Origin of the sequence: Gordonia sp. L191 (genome assembly GCF_030077625.1) — a bacterium.
GTDB classification, from domain to species: Bacteria; Actinomycetota; Actinomycetes; order Mycobacteriales; family Mycobacteriaceae; genus Gordonia; species Gordonia polyisoprenivorans_A.
The window spans coordinates 99,809-121,701 of the sequence record NZ_CP125996.1 but is presented as its reverse complement, the minus strand read 5'-3'; the positions used below and the strand labels follow the sequence as shown (position 1 = coordinate 121,701).

The window sequence follows — 21,893 nt, the reverse complement described above, 5'->3', positions numbered from 1 at the left end:
ACCGCCGTCTGAGCACCACCCGTCTGCACAACGCGGCTGGGCATCTCGGCCTGGGCACCAGAATCTGCCAAGGCCCCTAGGCTGGTCCCATGACACAGCGGGCGCGCATCGCCGTTCAGGTCAAGCCCCAGCACGCCTCGTTCGCCGATCTGCGTCGTGCCGCGGCGCTGGTCGAGGAACTCGGCGCCGACATGCTCCTCACGTGGGATCACTTCTTTCCGTTGTCCGGCGATCCCGACGGCCGACACTTCGAGGCCTGGACCACACTGGCGGCCTGGGCCGAATCGACCGACCACGTGGAGTTGGGGGTCCTGGTCTCGTCCGTGGGTTACCGGAACCCGAACCTGCTGGCCGACATGGCACGCACCGTCGACCACATCAGTGCGCGTAACGGTACGGGCCGGTTGATCCTCGGCATCGGCGCCGGCTGGTTCGAGCGCGACTACACCTCCTACGGCTTCGAATTCGGCACGGTGGCACAACGTTTGCGGACCCTCGACGACGATCTACCGGTGATCCGAGAGCGCTGGGACCGGCTGAATCCGGTTCCCACGCGCAGAATCCCGATCCTCATCGGCGGTGGCGGCGAGAAGGTGACCCTGCGGATCGCCGCGCAGCACGCCGACATCTGGCACGGCTTCGGTGACGCCGAGACCATTGCCCACAAGCACCGCGTGCTCGACGACTGGTGCGCCCGGATCGGGCGCGATCCCGCCGAGATCGTGCGCTCGGCCGGGGTGAGCCCGAAGCCGGGACGCTTCCCTGAGGATCTCGACGACTACCCGGCGTCGGCGGAGAAGTTGTACGCCGTCGGTACGCGGATCTTCACCGTCGGACTCGAGGCCCCGACCTGGGATCCCGGACCCATCCGCGACCTGGTCGCCTGGCGCGACACGCGCAACGCCTGACGTCACCATCGAGCACACCTCCGGCGTCGCTGTCCAATTGTTGACAATCCGACGATTGGCCGTCACCGTGGTCCCATGACCGCCGTCGAACACCTCACCCAGACCGCGACCCTGTCCCCCATCCTCAAACAGGTCACGCCGGTGATCGTCGATCACGCGCAGGGCTCGTGGGTGTACGGGACCGACGGCCAGTCCTACCTCGACTTCACCACCGGCATCGGGGTCACCAGCACCGGCCATTGCCACCCGCGGGTGGTCGCCGCCGCTCAGGAGCAGTGCGCCAAGGTCATTCACGCCCAGTACACGACGGTCATGCATCCGCCGTTGCTCGAACTGACGGCGAAACTCGGCGGGGTCCTCCCGCTCGGCCTCGACTCGGTGTTCTACGCGAACTCCGGGTCGGAGGCCGTCGAGGCCGCAATCCGCCTGGCCCGGATGGCCACCGCGCGGCCCAATATCGTTGTGTTCCAGGGTGGTTTCCACGGACGCACCGTCGCCGCGGCCAGCCTCACCACCGCGGGCACCCGGTTCTCCGCAGGCTTCTCCCCACTGATGGGCGGGGTGCACATGGCCCCGTTCCCCTACGCCTATCGCTACGGCTGGGACACCGAGACCGCCGTCGATTTCGCCCTCACCGAACTCGACTACCTGCTCACCTCACGCGTGGCACCCGACGACACCGCGGCCTTCCTCATCGAACCCGTCCTCGGCGACGGCGGCTATCTCCCCACTCCCCCAAGGTTTCTCGCCGGATTACGCGAGCGCGCCGATCGCCACGGCATCCTACTGATCCTCGACGAGGTCCAGGCCGGCTTCGGTCGCACCGGACGGTTCTGGGGCCACCAGCATGCCCCGATCAGCCCCGACATCCTGATCACCGCCAAGGGACTCGCCTCCGGCTTCCCGATCTCGGCGATCGCCGCACCCACCGACCTGATGGCCAAGGCCTGGCCGGGTTCGCAGGGCGGCACCTACGGCGGCAACGCCGTCGCCGCGGCAGCCGCGGTCGCCACCCTCGAGGTGATCGCCGAGGAGAACCTCGTCGACAACGCCGCCATCCGCGGAGAGCAACTCCTCACCGGTATCCGCGAGGTGACCGCCGGACTCGACGCCGTCGGCGACGTCCGCGGACTCGGCCTGATGATCGGCATCGAATTCGTCACCCGAGACGGTGACCGTTGCATGCCCGACGCCGCGACCGCACTCGCGGTTCAGCGCGCCACGACGGCCCACGGGTTGCTGACCCTGACCTGCGGTCCTGCGGGCAATGTGGTGCGCCTGATCCCCGCGCTCGTCGTCACCGCCGACGAGATCGCGCTCGGGATCGAACGCTTTGGCGCTGCGGTGCATTCGGTTCTCGGCGCATGATCAGCTCATGACAGGTGTGGCGCAGCGGGCGGTGGGGCCTGTTCCCGATGCCGACGACGCGGCCGGCGCGCTCCTCGACGACCTGACCGCCCACGATCTACTCGTCGACGCCTCGACCCGCCGGCGCGCGGAATACTCCTACGACGCGTCCAACTATCGGGTACCTCCGCTGGCGGTGGTGTTCCCCCGCAATGCCGACGAGGTCGCACTCACCGCACGGCTGTGCCACCGCCACGAGGTGCCGATCATCGCCCGTGGCGGCGGAACCTCCATGGCGGGCAACGCGATCGGCGCCGGTATCGTTGTCGACCTGTCGCGGCACATGCGGACGGTCGGCGTCGTCGACGCCGACTCACGCACGGTCACCGCCGATTCCGGGGTGATCCTCACCGAACTCGCTGCCCAGGTGCGTGCTCGCACCGACGGTCGGCTGACCTTCGCCCCCGACCCGTCGTCAGCGTCGCGGGCCACCCTGGGCGGTGCGATCGGCAACGACGCCTGCGGCAATCACTCGGTTCGCCACGGACGCATCAGCGATCACGTCGAGGCACTGCATCTGGTGACCGCCGACGGTCTACGCCTCACCGCCACCCGCACCGGGGTGCAGGCCACCGAGCCCGACGACGCCGAGGCCGATTCCCGCGCAACCGAACTCACCGCGGCACTGCGCGATCTCGTCGGCCGCAACCTCGCGATCCTGCGCACCGACCTCGACACCATTCCGCGCCAGGTGTCGGGGTATCACCTCTCACACCTGTTGCCGGAGCACGGTTTCGACGTCGCTCGGGCGCTCGTCGGCAGCGAGGGCGGCTGCGCGATCGTCACCTCGGCCGTCGTTCGTCTGGTACCCGTGCCGACCTCACAGCTGCTGCTCTGTGTCGGCTATCGCTCTGTCGCCGACGCCGCACGCGACGTGCCGGCCATCCTGCCGTTCGAGCCGTCGGCGATCGAGGGGATCGACCGCAAGATCGTCTCCACCATGGCCGCCCGACGCGGACCCGAGACGGTCGCCGGACTTCCCGACGGTGACGCGTGGCTGTTCATCGATCTCGATGACACCAGCGCGGCAGCACAATCGGCGGTCGACGTACCGGCCACCATCGATCGCCTGCTCGCCGAGTTGCGTGCCACCGGCCGCATGGTGGACGCGACCGTCGTCTCCGACCCCGCGGTGCGGTCATCGCTGTGGCGGGTCCGTGAGGACGGCGCGGGCCTCTCGGCCCGCCTGATCACCGAGGACCACGCCCACGAGTCGTGGCCCGGATGGGAGGATGCCGCCGTTGCACCCGATCGTCTTGCCGACTACCTCGTCGACTTCGAGCGACTTCTCGACGAGCATGGCCTCACCGGCGTCATGTACGGCCACTTCGGCGCCGGGTGTATGCACGTGCGCATCACCTTCGATCTACGCACCACCGAGGGCCGTGCGGTCATGCGCCGATTCTGTACGGATGCAGCGCATCTGGTGGTGTCGCACGGCGGATCGCTGTCGGGTGAGCACGGTGACGGGCGAGCACGTTCGGAGTTGTTGCCGATCATGTATTCACCAGAGATGTTGCGCGCCTTCAACGATTTCAAGCGAGTCTGGGATCCGTCCGGGCTCCTCAACCCGACGGCCGTCGTCGAACCTGCACCGATCACCGCCAGTTTGGCTCTCGCCGAAGTACCGAATCGGGTGTGGATCGATGCCGGTGCACTCACCCAACGGGACTCGACCCCGACGGGATCGCTGGATTCGTTCATTCATTCCGTGCAGGGCTGCATCGGGGTGGGCCGGTGCCGTACGTCGTCCGGCGGGGTCATGTGCCCGAGTTATCGGGCCACCCGCGACGAGAAGGACTCCACCCGTGGTCGGGCACGCGTTCTTCAGGAGATGGTCCGCACCGCGCCGACCGTCGAATCCGGTTGGCGGTCCACCGACGTCGCCGACGCCCTGGATCTGTGCCTGTCGTGCAAGGCGTGTTCCACCGATTGCCCGACGGGCGTCGACATGGCGTCGTACAAGTCGGAGTTCCTCGACCATCACTACCGCCGACGACTCCGCCCGGCCTCGCATTACTCCCTGGGCTGGATGCCGGCGTGGCTACCGCTCGCGACCGCGGCGGCACCGCTGATCAACCGGTCGATGATGGTACCGTCGTTGCGCCGCTTGGCCGCTCGACTCGGCGGCCTCGACGCTCGCCGCGCGATGCCCGCCTTCGCCACCCGTCGCGAGATGCGCACCCACCTCGCCCCGCTGCCCGCGGTCACCGACACCACCGACACGGTCTTGCTGGTCGACACCTTCACCCGAGCCTTCCGGCCGCACGTCGCCACCGCCACCGCTCGGCTGCTCGGCGCCACCGGTGAGAACGTCGGCTGCCGCAGCGACGCCTGCTGCGGACTCACCTGGATCTCAACCGGGCAACTGTCCCGGGCCCGAAAGACCCTCGCGCACACCGCCGAACTCCTCGACGACGGCACCAACCGGCCGATCGTGGTCCCCGAACCGAGTTGTGCCGCAGCCTTGCGCAAGGATCTTCCCGACCTCGTCGACACCGCCGCGGCCCGGCGGGTGTCCGCGCGGGTGCACAGCGTCGCCTCGATCGTCGGGCACCTGCTCGACGCCGGCTTCACCCCCACCGGTCTCCCGGCGGCGGTCACGCTGCAAACCCACTGCCACGAGTACGCGACGTTCGGCGCCCACACCGGTGCACAGGTACTGTCCCGGCTCGGCGTACAGGTTCGCACCACCGACGGATGCTGCGGTGTGGCAGGCAACTTCGGGTTCGAACGCGGCCACTACGACGTCAGTGTCGCCGTCGCCGAACACGCCCTCGCACCGGCCCTGCGCGCCGACTCCACCACGCCGGTCGTGACCGACGGATTCAGTTGCGCGATGAGCGTCGAGCACCTCACCGCCACCGACCCACTGATCAACGCCACCGGTATCCACCTCGCCGAACTCCTCGCACCCGCGCCGACAGCGCCCAACCCCCACGGAGGTTCCGCATGACCACCACCGAATCCCGCACCGTCCCGGCCATCTTGGGCATCCACACCGACCTCCTCATCGACGGCCACTGGCAGCCCGCGGCATCGGGCCGGCGGTTCGATGTGGAGAACCCGGCCACCGGGGAGATCCTGGCGTCGGTCGCCGACGCCGGAGCCGACGACGCGCTGGCCGCGGTGCGGGTCGCCGCCGACACGCAGGCGCGGTGGGCCGCGACGAGTCCCCGCGCGCGCAGCGAGATCCTCTATCGCGCTTACCAACTCATCATCGACCGCGCAGACGAGTTCGCCGCGGTGATGACCGCGGAGATGGGTAAGCCGTTGGCCGAGGCGCGGGGTGAGGTCGCCTACGGCGCCGAGTTCTTCCGATGGTTCGCCGAGGAGGCGGTGCGTATCGGCGGTGACGCCACCACCACCGGCGACGGCGGTAACCGGATCGTCGTCACCCGCCGCCCGGTCGGTCCGTGCGTACTGATCACGCCGTGGAACTTCCCGCTGGCCATGGGAACCCGCAAGATCGGCCCGGCCGTCGCGGCCGGGTGCACGATGGTGTTCAAACCCGCCGAGCTCACCCCGTTGACCTCGCTGTTGCTCGCCGACGTGCTGCGCGAGGCCGGCCTACCCGACGGCGTCCTCAACGTCGTCACCACCACCGATCCCGGAGCCGTCGTCGGGGCGTGGATGGCGTCGGGTCTGGCCCGCAAGGTCAGTTTCACCGGCTCGACCGAGGTCGGCAAGCTGCTCATCGCCCAGGCCGCCGAGCACGTATTGCGCACGTCGATGGAGTTGGGCGGCAACGCCCCGTTCATCGTGTGCGACGACGCCGACGTCACCCGCGCCGTCGACGCCGTGATGGTCGCGAAGATGCGCAACATGGGACAGGCATGCACCGCCGCGAACCGGATCTTCGTACACCGCAGCGTGTTCGACGAGTTCGCCGACGCACTCACCGACCGGATGAGCGCCCTGACCGTCGGTGACGGCGCAGTCGAGGGCACCACCGTCGGACCGCTCGTGGAGGAGAAGGCCGTCGCCAAGGTCGAACGTCTCGTCGCCGACGCCGTCGACCGCGGCGCGCAGGTGCGTTGCGGCGGTGCCCGCGTCGACGGCGCCGGGCACTTCTACCTGCCGACCGTGCTGACCGAGGTCGATCCCGACTCCGACCTCGTGCACACCGAGATCTTCGGTCCGGTCGCAGCCCTGATCCCCTTCGACGGCAACGGTATCGACGCAGATCAGAAGGTCCTCTCCCTGGCCAACTCCACGCCGTGGGGACTTGTCGGTTACGTTTGCAGTGAGAACGCCGACCGGCTGTCCGATCTCGCCGATGCCCTCGAGGTCGGGATGGTCGGTCTCAACACCGGGCTGGTCTCCAACCCGGCGGCACCGTTCGGCGGGATCAAACAGTCGGGCCTGGGTCGCGAAGGTGGTCGGCTGGGCATCGAGGAGTTCCTCGACGTCAAATACACCTCCAGCCCGATCCGTCGGCGCTAACACCCACCGGCCGAACCAGGAGAAGCCACGACGCCACGAAGGAGGCGATGAATGTACCTCGGCGCGCAGCTGTTCACCGACAGCGAGTACGAGCGGAGGCTGACCCGGGTGCGCGAAGCGATGGATCTGCAAGGTCTTTCGGCACTCATCGTCACCGAGCCCGCGAATCTCTTCTACCTCATCGGCTACAACGCGTGGTCGTTCTACACGCCACAGATGCTGTTCGTGCCCATCGAGGGCGACATGGTCTTCTTCGCCCGCGAGATGGATGCCCATGGCGCACACCGCACCACGTGGCTTCCCGAAGAGCAGATCGTCGGCTACCCGGAGAGCTACGTCCACCGGCCGCACGTCCACCCGTTCGACTGGGTCGCGTGGGCACTGCGGCAACGTCACCTCATCGCCCCGGCGTCCAAGGCCGGTTCGGTCGGCCTGGAGATGGATTCGCACTACTTCACGCCGAAGGCCTATCGGGCCCTGTACAACGCGATCCCGGAGTGGAAACTCGTCGACGGCTTCGAGCTGGTCAACTGGGTCCGGTCGGTCAAGTCCGATGCCGAGATCCAGCTGATGCGGCAGGCCGGTATGGTGTGCTCGGAGGCGATGCGCGCGGCAATCGACACCATCGATGTCGGTGTGCGGCAATGCGATGCGGCCGCGGTGATCTCCCAGGCCCAGATCACCGGCACCGAGGAGTTCGGCGGCGACTACCCGGCCATCGTGCCGATGATGCCGACCGGCGCGGCCGCCGACACCCCGCATCTCACCTGGCACCAGGGGACATTCGTCGAGAACGAGGCCGTCGTCATCGAATTGACCGGCGCGCACAACAGATATCACTGCCCACTCGCGCGGACCGTCGCGCTCGGCAAGCCGTCCAACGATCTGGATTACGTCGCCCAGGCCACCGCCGAGGGCCTGAACAACGTACTCGACGCGATCCGTCCCGGGGTGCCGACCCGCGAGCTCGCCTCCACCTGGAACTGGACCCTCGCCAAGTACGGCCTCGAAAAGCCGTCCCGGCTTGGCTATTCCATCGGTATCGGCTATCCACCGGATTGGGGCGAACGCACCATCAGCATCCGCACCGAGGACGAGACGATCCTGGAGACCAACATGACCTTCCACATCATCTGCGGAATGTGGATGGACAACTACGGTTTCGAGCTGTCCGAGTCGGTGCGCGTCAGCCCGACCGGTGTGGAGACCTTCACCAGTTTCCCCCGCGAACTGATCCAGAAATGAGGTGAGGACATGACCACCGTCCACCCCGCCGCCACACATACTGCCCCCACGATCCCACTCGCCGGACGCGCCAAGGATCTGGTCGGGTCGATGATCGACTCCTCGACCTCGCTGCTGGCGGCACAGAGCCACGACATCGTGCGATTCGCGATGGGCTCCCCCGCCGACGAGGCCGTGCCCGCCGACGAGTTCCGCGAGATCGCCGGAGCGATCCTCGACAACACCTCGTTCACCTACGGCGCCACCGAGGGCGAACCACGACTGCTGCAGTTGCTCGTCGACTACCTCGCCACCACCCCGGACCCCTCGAGCCACGACCGGCTCGTCATCACCACCGGCGGCATGCAGGGCCTCGACTTGGCCTCCAAGCTGTTCGTCGATCCCGGTGACCTCGTCGTCGTCGAGTCGCCCACCTACACCAACGGCAGCGCCACGGCGCTGTCCTACGGCGCGCAACTGCTCGAGGTGCCCGTCGACGACGACGGCATGCAGGTCGACACGCTCGTCGACCTCGTCGCCCGCACGCGCCGCACGCCCAAGGCGATCTACACGATCCCGACGTTCCAGAATCCGTCGGGCGTCACGCTGTCGGAGGAGCGCCGCAGAGAACTTCTGCGGCTGGCCCACCATTGGGGTGCGGTGATCATCGACGACGACCCGTACGGGCTCCTGCGCTTCGCCGGCGAGGACATCCCCACCTTCCAGACCCTCTCGCCCGCCGATCCGCTGGTGTTCTCGGTGCGCACCTTCTCCAAGATCCTGGCGCCGGGCTGGCGGGTCGGCTGGGTCGATGCCGACCCGTCGCTGCGGCAACTGCTGATCAACGGCAAACAGGCCATGGACACCTGCACCAACGTCCCCAATCAGCACATCGTCGCCGAATACATCTCGCGCGGCGGCCTGACCGATCACCTCGCCTCACTGCGCACGCTCTACCGGGCACGCAAGGACGCGATGCTCGACTCCATCGGGCGTCATCTGGGCGAACGTGTCGCCACCACCAACCCCGAGGGCGGCTTCTTCCTGTGGCTGACCCTGCAGGGAGAGTTCGCCGAGATCGACACCCGCGAACTGTTCGAGGTGGCCTTGGCCGACGGCGTCGCCTTCATTCCCGGCCCGGCGCTGTCCCCGGGCGGGCGCTTCCGCAACGCCCTGCGCCTGTGCTTCGCCTCGAGTACTCCCGAACGAATCGAGGAGGGTATCCGACGCCTGACCGGCAGTCTTGAGAAGATGGCCGGGTGAACGGTGCACCCCGACCCCTGCCGATCGACGCCCTGCCCATCGACGCCGACGAGATCACCGATCTGACGGTCGCGCTGGTGCAGGCGCCCAGCGAGAACCCCGGCGGCACCGAGGCACAGGCCGTCGCCGTCCTCGAAAAGGCATGCCAGAACGCCGGGTTCGTGGTCGGCACGCATGAAGTCGCCCCCGGCCGGCCGAATCTCGTCGCCACCCTGCCCGGCGGCGACGGCCCGGGTCTGATGTTCCTCGGGCACTCCGACGTCGTGCCCGCGGGCCCCGGCTGGACCGGCGACCCCTATCGTGCGCGCGTCGCCGACGGATCGATCATCGGTCGCGGCACCACCGACATGAAGGGCGGGCTCGCAGCGATCGTGACCGCCATGTCGGCCCTGGCGTCCTCCGGCATCGAGCTCACCGGCCCGGTGCAGCTGGTGTGCACGGTCGACGAGGAGGAACACGGCAGCGGCGTGCGTGATCTCGTCACCGATCATCCCGGCGAGTTCCTGGGGTGCGTGGTGGCCGAGCCGACCGATCTCACCGTCGTCCGCGGATGCCGCGGCGCGTCCTACATCGAGATCGACGTGACCGGTCGCGCCGCGCACTCCGGACGCCCCGACGACGGCCGCAGCGCCATCTACGCCGCCGCCGCAATCGTCGACCTCATTCGCGCCGACCACGAGGCGATGACCGCCCTCGCCGACGGCCTACTGGGTTCTGGGACATGGAATGTCGGCACCATCTCCGGCGGGCAGGGCATCTCCGTCGTCGCCCCGATGGCCGCGCTCGGCATCGACCGCAGGCTGATGCCCGACGAGACCGCCGACGGCGTCGCCGACGCGCTACGCACCCGAATCACCACGGCGGGCATCGATTCCGACGGCATCGGCGTCGACGTGCGGGTCACCATGGAGATGCCCGGCTTCGAGACACCCGCCGATCACCGCCTCGTCACCACGGCAGTCGGCGCACTCGAGAGCCTCGGCGTCGCCACCTCCGTGGGCGGGTGGAGCGCCGCCTGCGACGGTGGCTTCGTCAGCCGCGACCTCGGCATCCCGGCCGTCGTCTGCGGTCCCGGCGACATCAACACCCAGGCCCATCAGCCCGACGAGACTGTCCGGATCGCCGACTTGGTCACGGCCGCAAGGGCATACACCCAGATGGCCCTGATACTTCTCGGTCCGCGCGCCTGAACGCCCCATCAATGTGCGAACGCGGGGTCAGTTGGCGAACGCCGCTGGTACACCAACCGCGTTCGCCAACTCGACCAGCGAAAATTTCGATGGAGCCATTCGGCCGCTTCGTGCGTCCAACCATGTATGACACCACTTCCCACAGACGAGCACGGCATCGTCTATCGACACGCGTGCGTCGCCGCAGGCTTCACCGACGACGAACTCCGTAAGGCTCGCCGGTCCGGGGCCATCGTGCCACTGGTGCGGGGCGCCTTTGTGACCACCGCCGATCGCTCACGCGCCGAGACGCACCGCCTGGCAGTCATCGCGACGCACCAGCTCGGGCGGTTCGGCACGGCGGTGCCCAGCCATCAGTCCGCCGCCACGCTCCATCGCCTTCCCATGCTCAAGCCCAACCTTCAGCGCTTGCACACCACCACCGGAAAAGCGGTCAACGGCTCCCGTACGTCCACCCGACACGACCACGTCGGCTCCATCCCCGACGAACAGATGACTACCGTCGACGGGATCGACGTCCCGACCATCGACCGTACGGCGGTCGACGTCGCGTGCACGTCGTCGATGGGTTTCGCCGGTGCCTTCGCCATCTTCAACTCTGCACTCCGCGCCGGCGCCGACCGCTCCACCATGGTCGAGATCCTGCGCACCCAACGGCGCGGCGTCGCCGTCGCACGGCGGGCCCTGCACCACGCCAACGGGGAGGCCGAGAATCCCGGTGAGGCCTGGAGCCACGCCGTCATGATCGAGGCCGGACTACCCACACCCCGGCAGCAGCACGAGTACTTCGACGATGACCGACGATTCGTGGCACGCACCGATTTCGACTGGGCCGGGAAGCTGGTCGGCGAGTTCGACGGCAAGGTCAAGTACATGAAGTACCTTCGCCCGGGCGAACAGCCCGCCGACGCGGTGATCCGGGAGAAGAAGCGTGAGGACACTCTGCGACGCATGGGCATCATGGTGGTCCGCTGGGTGTGGGACGATCTCGAGCAAGGACGCGTCGCCGCGATGCTGACGGAATGGCTGGTCACGCTGGCGTTGATGGCCCCACGCCACTCGGCCTGAACCCGCCCACCGAAATGGTGAACGCGGGTGGTGCACCACCCGCGTTCACCACATCACACCGCGACCGTCAGCTCCGCACGCTCGCGTTTTCGTCGGCGACCGCGAAATCCTCGGTCCGCTCCGGGATCTCGGTGCCGCGGATCGAGCAGCCCGCGGTCTCCTTGAGGAACACCATCGCGATCATGCCGATGGCACACGCCCCCATCATGTAGATGGCCGGGAACAGCAGCCAGCCGGTGTCGCCGACGACGGCGTCGTTGACCAGCGGAGCGGTACCACCGAAGGCTGCGGTGGCGACGTTGTAGGAGATGGCGAACCCCGCGTAGCGCACCTGGGTCGGGAACATCGCCGGGAAGGTCGCCGAGATCGTGGCGAGCTGCGGGATGTAGAGCAATCCGAGGACTACGAATCCGATGATGGCCCAGGCGAATCCCTGACCCATCAGCCAGTACAGCGGCAGCGCGAGTACGAAGAGGCCGATCAGCGAGCCCCACCACATCGGTTTTCGGCCTGTTCGATCCGACCACGCACCGAAGAACGGGATCGCGAGCATCATCGCGAGCTGACCGATGAGCACGACGGTCGAGCCCGACGACTCCGACAACCCGATCGTGCTCTTGAGGTAGGTCGGTTGGTAGGCGAGCAGGGTGTAGTTGACGACGTTCAACGCGATCACCATGCCGAACATGGTCAGGATCGGCTGCCAGTAGTTCGAGAGGAGATCCTTGAACCTGGTCCACGCCGTGCCCTTGATCTCGTTGTCCTGCTCGAGTTCCTGGAAGACCGGGGTGTCCTCCATCTGCGAGCGCAGGTACAGACCGATGAGACCCATCGGCAGCGCGATCAGGAATGGGATGCGCCAGCCCCACGTCTGCATCTGATCGTCACTGAGTAGCAGTTCGAGCAGCAGCACGATCGCGGTGCCGGCCGAGAAGCCGGCGAGGGTGCCGAATTCGAGGAACGAGCCGAATCGGCCGCGTTTGCGATCGGGGGCGTACTCTGCCATGAACGTTGCGGCACCGCCGTATTCGCCGCCCGTCGAGAACCCTTGGATCACGCGCAGTGTGATGAGCAGAACCGGCGCCCAGATCCCCGCCACCGCATGCGTGGGCAGCACACCGATCAGTGCCGTTGCCCCCGAGATGAGCAGGATCGTCATCGCCAGCACGGACTTTCGTCCGATCCGGTCGCCGATCGGTCCCCAGATCATGCCGCCGAGCGGACGCAACACGAACGAGATCGCGAAGCCGAGCATGGTGCCGATCGTGCCGAGATGACCGGGAAAGAACGCGTGGGTGAGATAGGTGGTGGTCGCGGCGTAGACGCCGTAGTCGTACCACTCGGTGGCGTTGCCGATTGCCGATGCCGCGATCGCTTTGCGCAGTAGCGCTTTTCCTTCGCGCGATTCCGGATCGGGCGCGAGATCCTCATATGTTGCCGAGGAGTTTGCCGTAGCCATCTGTGCCTTCCTGGTGGAGTCGGGGCCAGTGTCGTCGGGCTGACTCACATCGGTGGGCGATGATCGCGAGGGCGATGTCGATCGCGTTGCCTTACAGCGCGATCTCCGCAGTGAACCCGGACCCCTCCTGTCCGCCCACGGCGTCACCGATCAAGCGGTGCAGCCCATCCCTCATGTGTTCGATCATCAGCACGTCGGCCGCCTGCGGATCTCCTGCCGCGATGGCGTCCACCAATGCCTGGTGTTCGTCGATTCGTTCCTTTCCCGAGGCGTACGTTCCTCGCATGGCCCGCAGACACATTCGCGTCTCCACGCGGATAGTCCCGTGCAGCCGCGAAAGACGCTGACTACCTGCGGCTTCCACCAATCGCTGATGGAACCGCATATCCGCTTCGGCCATGGCTTCACCGTTCGGATCATCGATGCACTCACGCATCATGGCCACCGCATCATGGAGGGCCGCAACCGATTCCGGGTCATCGGCGGAGATGACCTGTTCGATCGCGGCCCGTTCGACGGCGGTGCGTGCTATGTACATGTCGCGTATGTCGTCATCGTCCATCGAGACGACGAACAGACCCCGGTTGCGGTGGCTCACCAGCAGACCCTCTGCGGTGAGCCGCTGCATCGCCTCGCGCAACGGACCACGACTAACCCCGAGGTCGGCCGCCAGACCCGATTCCGTCAACTGCGAACCAGGCGGAAAACTACCGTTGGCGATGGCCTCATGCAACTTCCGGGCGATGATCGCAGGTGTGGACTCCTGCACGATCGGCGCCAGCACACGTTTGCGTGCCGAGGCCGAACCATCATCCCCAGCAGACCGCGTATTCGCCATCTCTGTTCTTCCTTCTTACTCGCTGCACGGCCCAATGTCAGCTTTCCGCTGCGCATTTCGGCCAGCGCGCACCGCATACAACCCGGTGAGCTGCGACGATGCGTCCGAGGCGGAGATTTGTCACGAAGACCACCCGTCGCATGCCGCAGCGTCAATTGTTAGATTGTTGACAATCTACCCCGATGGCTGGTCCGGTGACAACAACATCGGACTCATTCCCGAACGAACCGGTAGCCCATCCCCGCCTCGGTGAGCAGATGCCTGGGGTGAGCAGGGTCCTCCTCGAGTTTGCGGCGCAGGCTGGCGAGGTAGACGCGCAGATAGTTCGACTGGCCGGTGTAGGTCGGCCCCCACACACCGGTCAGGATCTCGCGCTGACCCACCAACTTGCCCTCGTTGCGCACCAGCATCTCCAGCACTCCCCACTCCGTGGGAGTCAGATGTACCCGTTCACCGTTACGCGTGACCTGTTTGGCACCGAGGTCGACCGTGAACGACCCGGCCGACACCACCGGGTTCTCGGCGCTCGGCTCCCCCGACGAAACCGCCCCGCGTCGGATCGCGGCACGCAGACGTGCGACGAACTCTTCCATCCCAAAGGGTTTGGTCACGTAGTCATCGGCACCGGCATCGAGGGCGGCGACCTTGTCGACGGCCTCACCGCGGGCCGACAACACGATCACCGGCACGTTCGTCCACCCGCGCAGACCGGCGAGCACCTCGAATCCGTCGATGTCGGGGAGCCCGAGATCCAACACCACCGCCTGCGGGTTGGTCTTGGCCGCCGCCGCCAGGGCGGCCGCACCGGTCGCCGCGGTCGTGACGTCGAAGCCGCGTGCTTTCAGGTTGATCCGCAACGCCCGCAACAACTGTGGCTCGTCGTCGACGACGAGTACGCGTGCCCCGTCAACCATGCGTCACCCCCTCCGCGGGAGCGGATCGCTCCGACTGTTCGGTGGCGGGCAGATCCACCACCATCGTCGTGCCACCACCGGGGGTGTCGACGACGGCGAGGTTGCCACCCATCGTCGAGGTGAAACCCTGGGCCACCGAAAGACCCAGCCCCACACCGCCATCGGAGCCGTTGCGATCGAAGCCCTGGCGGAAATCGTCGAAGATCTGCTCACGCCGTTCGACCGGAATCCCGGGCCCGTGGTCGACGACCTCGATGATCGTGCGCGGCGACTGCGGGTCCGACTCGTCGAGCGAGGTCGCCACCTCGACCTGCCCGCCGCCGTGGCGCACCGCGTTGTCGATGAGATTGGCCAGCACCCGTTCCAGCAACCCGCCGTCGGTCCATGCCCAGACATGACCGAACCGGAAGGTGATGCCCGCGGCGGCCGGTCCGCTGCGGTTCGCCGCCCGGTGCACCACCTCGACGAGATAGGTGCGCGCCATGTTCGGACGGATCGCACCGGCCTCGAGCCGCGACGAGTCCAGCAGGTTGGCAACCAGAGCCGAGAGCTGATCGACGGATTCCTCGATGGTGGCCAACAATTCGGCGGTGTCCTCCGGCGAGAACGTCACCTCCTCGCTGCGCAGACTCGACACGGCCGCCTTCGCACCGGCCAGCGGGGTACGCAGATCGTGGCTCACCGCCGACAGCAATGCCCGCCGGAGTTCGTCGGTCTGCGCGAGGGCCCGCGCGGCGGCGGCCCCGGCCTCGAGATCGGCGCGTTCGAGTGCGGCGGCCGCCTGGGTGGCGACGGCCGTGAGCACCCGGCGATCCTGCGCCTCCGGCGACGCCCCGCACAGCAGCAACTCGTACTCGTCGCCCCGCGCGGGCAGAACGGTATCGGCTTCCGAATCACGTTGTGGTGGGTCCTCTCCCACCGCAGCACTGACCTCGACGGTCCCGTCGGCCCGGCGGCGTACCACCGACACCGCACGCTGATCGTAGGTCTCCCGAACGCGTTCGAGCAGACCCGCCACATCCGCGCCGCCGAGGACGGCGTCACTGAACACCGCCAGCAGTTCCGCCTCACGCGCCGCCCGTTGTGCCTGCACCCGCCGGACCGTGGCCGAATCCACCAGCGCGGCAACCGCTATCGCGATGACGAGCATCACCAGGATGGTGATCAGATTGTCCGGTTCGTTGATGGTCAGGGTGAACCGCGGTGCGGTGAAGAAGTAGTTGAGCAGAACACCGGAGACCACCGCCGACAACGCGGCCGGCGCAACACCGCCGAGCATCGAGATCGCCAGCACGGTGACGAAGAACAACGCTGTCTCACTGGCGAATCCGAGCCAGCGGTCGAGGATGGCCAGGATGCCCGTCATCACCAGCGGTACCACCACCGCCAGGACCCAGCTCAGCGGCCGGTGGAACCGGGTCTCGCGGATGTCGAGGCGGTTGCGTTTCGCGGTCTCCTCGTGGGTGACCATGTGGACGTCGATCCGTCCACTGCTGGCGACGACCGTCGCGCCGACACCCTCGTCGAAGATGCGCTTCCACCGCGGCCGCCGAGACGTGCCGAGTACCAGCTGGGTCGCGTTGACCCCGCGCGCGAATTCCAGCAGCGTGGTGGGGATGTCGTCGCCGACGATGGAGTGCACGCGCGCACCGAATCCGGCGGCCAGTTCGGTCAGTTCGGACAGTTCCACACCGGAGCGTCCGGCCAGCCCGTCACCGCGGACCACGTGTACGACGATCAGCTCGGCACTCGACCGTGAGGCGATGCGGCTGGCGCGGCGGATCAGCGTCGACGATTCGGCCCCACCGGTGATCGCCACCACCACCCGTTCCCGCGCCTCCCACGTGTCGGTGATCGCATGCGCGGCACGATAATCGGCCAGATTGTCGTCGACGCGGTCGGCCAGCCACAGCAACGCCAGCTCACGCAGGGCGGTCAGATTGCCCTGACGAAAGTAGTTGGCGAGCGCGCCGTCGATCCGGCCACTGGGATAGACCTTGCCCGCCGAGAGTCGTTGCCGCAGCGCCTGCGGGGCGATGTCGACGAGTTCGATCTGGTCGGCGGCGCGCACCACCGCGTCGGGCACGGTCTCCCGCTGGGTGACGCCGGTGATCTGGGCGACCACATCGTTGAGGCTCTCGAGATGCTGGATGTTGACCGTGGTGAGCACGTCGATCCCGGCATCCCGGAGGACGTCGATGTCTTGCCAGCGCTTGGCATTCGCCGATCCCGGGACGTTGGAGTGGGCGAGTTCGTCGACGAGGGCCACCTGCGGGTGGCGGGCCAGCACCGCGTCGAGATCCATCTCCTCCAGCTCGGTACCCCGGTAGACGATGCGGCGTCGCGGTATCACCTCGATGCCCTCGATCAGACCGGCCGTCGCCGACCGCCCGTGGGACTCCACGACGGCGATCACCACGTCGGCGCCCTCACCGATCAGATCGTGTGCGTGCGCGAGCATCTCATAGGTCTTGCCCACGCCCGGGGCACAGCCGAGGAAAACCTGCAGGGTGCCCCGGGCGTCGGCAGTGGAAACCATGCGTCCGAGTCTATCGACGAAGTGCCGTCACGACCGGCACACGGTGTGTCCCAGGGCGAGATTCACCTCGAGCACATCCACGGTCGGCTGACCCAGGAACCCCCACTGCCGGCCGGAGGTGTGCGCGTCGATGATCGCCTGGACCTGTGCGGGGGTGCGGCCGCTGTTGCGGGCGATGCGGGGAACCTGCAGTGCCGCGTAGGCCGGACTGATGTCGGGGTCCAGACCCGACCCGGAGCCGGTGACCGCATCGACCGGCACCGCCGTCGGTGCCACCCCTTCACGCTTCGCGATGATCTTTCGGCGCGCCTCGATCTCGGTGGCCAGCGTCTGGCTGTTGGGCCCCTGGTTGCTCGCCGCCGACGACGACGGGTCACCCGGCGCCATCGGGTTGTCGGCCGATCCGAGCACACGGGCATGTAGGAACGAGTCCGGTTGTCCGGCAACGGGTTGCGGGTCGATACCGATGATCGAGGAGCCGGCGGCACAACCGCGGGCGTCGACGACCTGGGACCCCTCCGCGGCATGGGTGTCCAATCGGGACGCCGCCCACACGACCGCCGGATAGGCGACGCCGACGACGACGGTCAGCGCGAGCAGGACACCGATCGCGGCGACACACTGCCGCACGAAGGTGGAGATGACGGTGTTCATGACTTCCTCACCCCATTCCCGGAAGGAAACGGACCACGAGATCGATCAACCAGATCCCGACGAACGGTGACACGACGCCACCGAGGCCGTAGATCAGTAGATTGCGGCCGAGCAGGCGCGAGGCCGAGCTGGGCCGGTATTTGACGCCACGCAACGACAGCGGGATGAGCGCGACGATGATCAGGGCGTTGAACACGATCGCCGAGACGATCGCCGACTGCGCCGAATGCAGGTGCATGATGTTGAGCACGTGCAGTTGCGGGTAGATGACCGCGAACATCGCCGGCAGGATCGCGAAGTACTTCGCGAGGTCGTTGGCCAGCGAGAACGTCGTCAGCGCACCGCGGGTGATCAGCAGTTGCTTGCCGATGGCGACGACCTCGATCAGCTTGGTCGGATCCGAATCGAGGTCGACCATGTTGCCGGCTTCCTTGGCCGCCGACGTCCCGGTGTTCATGGCCAGCCCGACGTCGGCCTGCGCGAGCGCGGGGGCGTCGTTGGTGCCGTCGCCGGTCATCGCGACCAGCCGCCCACCTGCCTGTTCGGACCGGATCAGGGCGAGTTTGTCCTCCGGGGTTGCCTCGGCGACGAAGTCGTCGACGCCCGCTTCGTCGGCAATCGCCCTGGCGGTCAACGGATTGTCACCGGTGACCATCACCGTGCGGATGCCCATCGCCCGCAGTTGCGCAAAGCGCGAACGCATTCCGGGCTTGACCACGTCGGAGAGCTGGATGGTACCGAGGATGCGTGCGCCGTCGGCGTCGTGGACGGCGACCAGCAGCGGCGTGCCACCACCCTGCGAGATCTCGGCGACGCGATCGGTGACGACCTCCGGTACCGAGCCGCCGAGCCGGCCGATCCAGCGGGTCACCGCGTCGGCGGCGCCCTTGCGGTATTCGACGTCGGACGGGCCGTCGTGCAGATCGATTCCGCTCATGCGGGTTTCGGCGGTGAAGGCGACGACGTCGTAGTTCGGGTGAACACCACCGCGCGCCGCGTCGGCGTCGTCGGCGGCCATCGGGGTGACCTGATGCTCCTGCAGGCACAGATCGACGATGCTGCGGCCCTCGGGGGTGTCGTCGGCCAGACTGCACCGATACGCCGCGGACGCGAGGTCGGCGGTGGAGGTGTCGGGACCGGGGAAGATCTCGGTGGCCCGCCGGTTACCGAAGGTGATGGTGCCGGTCTTGTCCATTAGCAGGGTGTCGATGTCGCCGGCAGCCTCGACCGCCCGGCCCGACATCGCCAGCACATTGCGTTGCACCAGTCGATCCATCCCGGCGATACCGATCGAGGACAGCAGCGCCCCGATCGTCGTCGGGATGAGGCAGACCAGCAACGCGATCAACTTGATCGGATCGGGGCTCTGCCCGGCGTACTGCTGCATCGGGCCGACCGCGACGACGGCGAGCAGGAAGATCACCGTCAGGCTGGCGAGCAGGATGTCCAGCGCGATCTCGTTGGGGGTCTTCTTGCGGGCGGCGCCCTCGACGAGCGCGATCATCCGATCGACGAAGGTCTCCCCCGGCGCCGTGGTGATCTTGACGATGATGCGATCCGACAGCACGACGGTGCCGCCGGTGACCGCGCATCGGTCACCACCGGATTCGCGGACCACCGGCGCGGATTCGCCGGTGATCGCCGACTCGTCGACGGTAGCGATGCCCTCGATGACGTCGCCGTCACCGGCGATCACCTCACCGGCCTCGACGATGATCCGGTCGCCGACCACGAGATCGCTGCCCGAGACCGAAACCGTCGAACCGTCGGCACCGATTCGTCGGGCCATGGTGTCACGCTTGACCTTTCGCAGGCTGTCCGCCTGCGCGCGGCCGCGTCCCTCGGCGACGGCCTCGGCGAGGTTGGCGAAGATCACCGTGAACCACAGCCATGCGGCGATCAGCCAAGAGAACCACGACGGCCGCCAGATGGCGAGCACCGTGGTGACGATGGCGCCGAGGAACACCACGAACATCACCGGATTGCGGGCTTGGTCCTTGGGGTTCAGTTTGCGCGCCGCCTGCGGCAACGAGGTGATCAGGCTGCGGGCGTCGAATGCACCGCCCGACACCAGTTCCGGGGAGTCGGCGGACTCGTCGGTGGGCTGGTGCCCGCCGTCGGTCCGGTCGATCGTATCCACACTCACAGAGCTGCCTCCGCGATCGGTCCCAGCGCCATGGCCGGGAAGAAGGTGAGTCCCGCGACGAGCAGGATGGTTCCGAACAACAACGCGCCGAACAGGAGTCCGTGCGTCGGCAGGGTCGATGCGGTGTCGGTGCGGGCCTCGAGCGCGACCGCGCCACGGCTGTCGGCGTCTGCCTCGTCACCATCGGCCGCCCCCTGACCGCTGGTCGAGGTGCGAGGCGCCCCGGCGCCGAGCCTCGAGACCTCCTGCCCCGCTGCTGGTTCCATCCCGCCCGCCTTCGCACCCCGCGGCCGCTGGCGCGCCAACAGACCGGCCAAAGCCAGCACGAACACGATCGGCAGGAACCGGCCGAGGAGCATCGCGAAGCCCAACGAGCTCTGGAACCAGTCGCTGGTCACGGTCAGCCCACCGAATGCGCTGCCGTTGTTGTTGGCCGCCGACGCGAACGCGTAGAGCACCTCACTGAATCCGTGGATCGACCCCGCGGTTCCGGGCGACCCACCGTTGCCCTGCGCGTCGAGTGTCGAGGAGAGGACCACCGTGATGCCCGCACCGATCAGTACGAGTGCCGGCATCACCAGCACGTAGAGGGCCGCCATGGTGATCTCGTTCTGCCCCACCTTCTTTCCGAGGAACTCCGGTGACCGTCCGACCAGCAGTCCGCCGACGAAGACGGTGACCACCGCCATCATCAGGATTCCGTAGAGTCCCGAGCCCACGCCGCCCGGCGCGACCTCGCCGAGCAGCATGTTCCACAGCAACACACCGCCACCACCGGCGGAGAAGCTGTCGTGGGCGGAGTTCACCGCGCCGGTCGAGGTTCCCGTCGTCGACACCGCGAACAACACCGACGCCGGGATGCCGAATCGTTGTTCCTTGCCCTCCATCATCGCTCCCGCGACCTGCGCGGCCACACCGTTGGTGCGCGACTCGAAGTACCAGGAGACGGCCAGCATGATGCCCCACAGTGAGGCCATCACACCGAGCAGGGTGTATCCCTGACGCCGGTCGCCGACCAGCGTGCCGTAGGTCCGTGTGAGGCACACCGGGATGATCAGCAGTGCAATGATTTCCACGATGTTGCTCAGCGGCGTCGGGTTGGAGAACGGGTGCGCCGAGTTGGCCGAGAGGGTTCCGCCGCCGTTGGTTCCGAGTTCTTTGATGGCCTCCTGTGAGGCGAACGGTCCGACGACGCTGTGTGCCGACCCACCGTTGAGCGTGGTGAAGTCGAAGCCGGTCTTGAACGATTGGACCGCACCTTGTGTGATCAGGATGACGGCCATGATGATGCTCAGCGGCAACAGGATTCGGATGACACCACGGACGAGATCGACCCAGAAGTTGCCGAGCTGACCATCGCCGCGCCGGTTCACCAGTCCACGGATGAGCGCGACGGCCACCGCGAGGCCCACCGCCGCCGACGCGAAGTTCTGCACCGCCAGCCCGATCATCTGGGTGAGGTTGCTCATCACCTGTTCGGGTGAGTACGACTGCCAGTTGGTGTTCGAGACGAAGGAGACCGCCGTGTTGAACGCGGTCGCCGGGTTGATCCCGGGTTTGCCGTCGGCCCAGGGCAATACACCCTGCAGTCGCTGCAGCAGGTAGAGGAACAAGACGCTGACGACCGAGAAGGCCAGCACCGCAAGGGCATAGCCGACCCAGGTCTGCTGGCGCTTCGGATCGATCCGGGCGAGGCGATACAGCACTCGCTCGGCCCCGAGGTCACGTTCGCTGCGATAGACCGAGGCCATGTAGTCGCCCAGCGGCACATAGGCCAGGCCCAGCACCACGAGGAGGAGCGCCACCTGCAAGGTGGCGGCCAGAGCGGGATTCATCG

General features: G+C 67.4%; 15 protein-coding genes. 8 read left to right on the top strand and 7 right to left on the bottom strand.

Features of this window, described 5'->3' with window-relative positions:
- The first annotated feature begins 89 nt into the window (after positions 1 to 89).
- From QNM97_RS00565 to QNM97_RS00530, 8 genes are all read left to right on the top strand, one after another.
- Positions 90 to 908 (top strand): LLM class F420-dependent oxidoreductase, encoded by an 819-nt coding sequence (locus QNM97_RS00565; protein ID WP_283821126.1) that lies wholly within the window; start codon positions 90 to 92, stop codon positions 906 to 908.
- A gap of 75 nt (positions 909 to 983) precedes the next feature.
- Positions 984 to 2,276 carry an aspartate aminotransferase family protein gene (locus QNM97_RS00560; protein WP_283821125.1) on the top strand — a complete coding sequence of 431 codons (1,293 nt, stop codon included), beginning with the start codon at positions 984 to 986 and terminating at the stop codon, positions 2,274 to 2,276.
- A gap of 7 nt (positions 2,277 to 2,283) precedes the next feature.
- Positions 2,284 to 5,271 carry an FAD-binding and (Fe-S)-binding domain-containing protein gene (locus tag QNM97_RS00555; RefSeq protein ID WP_283821124.1) on the top strand — a complete coding sequence of 996 codons (2,988 nt, stop codon included), beginning with the start codon at positions 2,284 to 2,286 and terminating at the stop codon, positions 5,269 to 5,271.
- Positions 5,268 to 6,761 (top strand): NAD-dependent succinate-semialdehyde dehydrogenase, encoded by a 1,494-nt coding sequence (locus tag QNM97_RS00550; protein WP_283821123.1) that lies wholly within the window; start codon positions 5,268 to 5,270, stop codon positions 6,759 to 6,761. Before QNM97_RS00555 ends, QNM97_RS00550 begins: the two co-directional genes overlap by 4 nt.
- Positions 6,762 to 6,812: 51 nt before the next feature.
- Positions 6,813 to 8,006, top strand: a complete 1,194-nt coding sequence (locus QNM97_RS00545) for a M24 family metallopeptidase (protein ID WP_208792811.1) — start codon at positions 6,813 to 6,815, stop codon at positions 8,004 to 8,006.
- A gap of 9 nt (positions 8,007 to 8,015) precedes the next feature.
- Positions 8,016 to 9,248, top strand: a complete 1,233-nt coding sequence (locus QNM97_RS00540) for an aminotransferase-like domain-containing protein (RefSeq protein WP_283821122.1) — start codon at positions 8,016 to 8,018, stop codon at positions 9,246 to 9,248.
- Positions 9,245 to 10,438, top strand: coding sequence for a M20 family metallopeptidase (locus tag QNM97_RS00535; RefSeq protein WP_283821121.1), 1,194 nt, complete (start codon positions 9,245 to 9,247; stop codon positions 10,436 to 10,438). Before QNM97_RS00540 ends, QNM97_RS00535 begins: the two co-directional genes overlap by 4 nt.
- Before the next feature lie 126 nt (positions 10,439 to 10,564).
- Positions 10,565 to 11,506 carry a hypothetical protein gene (locus QNM97_RS00530; RefSeq protein WP_283821120.1) on the top strand — a complete coding sequence of 314 codons (942 nt, stop codon included), beginning with the start codon at positions 10,565 to 10,567 and terminating at the stop codon, positions 11,504 to 11,506.
- A gap of 67 nt (positions 11,507 to 11,573) precedes the next feature.
- On the opposite strand, the gene QNM97_RS00525 is transcribed toward QNM97_RS00530, so the two are convergent.
- The 7 genes from QNM97_RS00525 to kdpA all read right to left on the bottom strand — a co-directional run bounded on the left by QNM97_RS00525 (position 11,574) and on the right by kdpA (position 21,891).
- Positions 11,574 to 12,965, bottom strand: a complete 1,392-nt coding sequence (locus QNM97_RS00525; protein ID WP_079930947.1) for an MFS transporter — start codon at positions 12,963 to 12,965, stop codon at positions 11,574 to 11,576.
- 91 nt (positions 12,966 to 13,056) lie between these two features.
- Entirely contained in the window at positions 13,057 to 13,803 is a 747-nt protein-coding gene (locus QNM97_RS00520) for a GntR family transcriptional regulator (protein WP_283821119.1), read from the bottom strand.
- Between the two features lie 212 nt (positions 13,804 to 14,015).
- Positions 14,016 to 14,717, bottom strand: a complete 702-nt coding sequence (locus QNM97_RS00515; RefSeq protein WP_283821118.1) for a response regulator — start codon at positions 14,715 to 14,717, stop codon at positions 14,016 to 14,018.
- Positions 14,710 to 17,256, bottom strand: coding sequence for a DUF4118 domain-containing protein (locus tag QNM97_RS00510; RefSeq protein ID WP_283821117.1), 2,547 nt, complete (start codon positions 17,254 to 17,256; stop codon positions 14,710 to 14,712). The genes QNM97_RS00515 and QNM97_RS00510 overlap by 8 nt, the downstream gene beginning before the upstream one ends.
- A gap of 27 nt (positions 17,257 to 17,283) precedes the next feature.
- Positions 17,284 to 17,910 (bottom strand): potassium-transporting ATPase subunit C, encoded by a 627-nt coding sequence (locus QNM97_RS00505; protein ID WP_283821116.1) that lies wholly within the window; start codon positions 17,908 to 17,910, stop codon positions 17,284 to 17,286.
- Between the two features lie 7 nt (positions 17,911 to 17,917).
- Complete coding sequence (kdpB, locus tag QNM97_RS00500; protein WP_283821115.1) at positions 17,918 to 20,056, bottom strand: potassium-transporting ATPase subunit KdpB; 2,139 nt, start codon at positions 20,054 to 20,056, stop codon at positions 17,918 to 17,920.
- Positions 20,053 to 21,891 (bottom strand): potassium-transporting ATPase subunit KdpA, encoded by a 1,839-nt coding sequence (gene kdpA / locus QNM97_RS00495; protein WP_283821114.1) that lies wholly within the window; start codon positions 21,889 to 21,891, stop codon positions 20,053 to 20,055. Before kdpA ends, kdpB begins: the two co-directional genes overlap by 4 nt.
- Between the last annotated feature and the right edge of the window lie 2 nt (positions 21,892 to 21,893).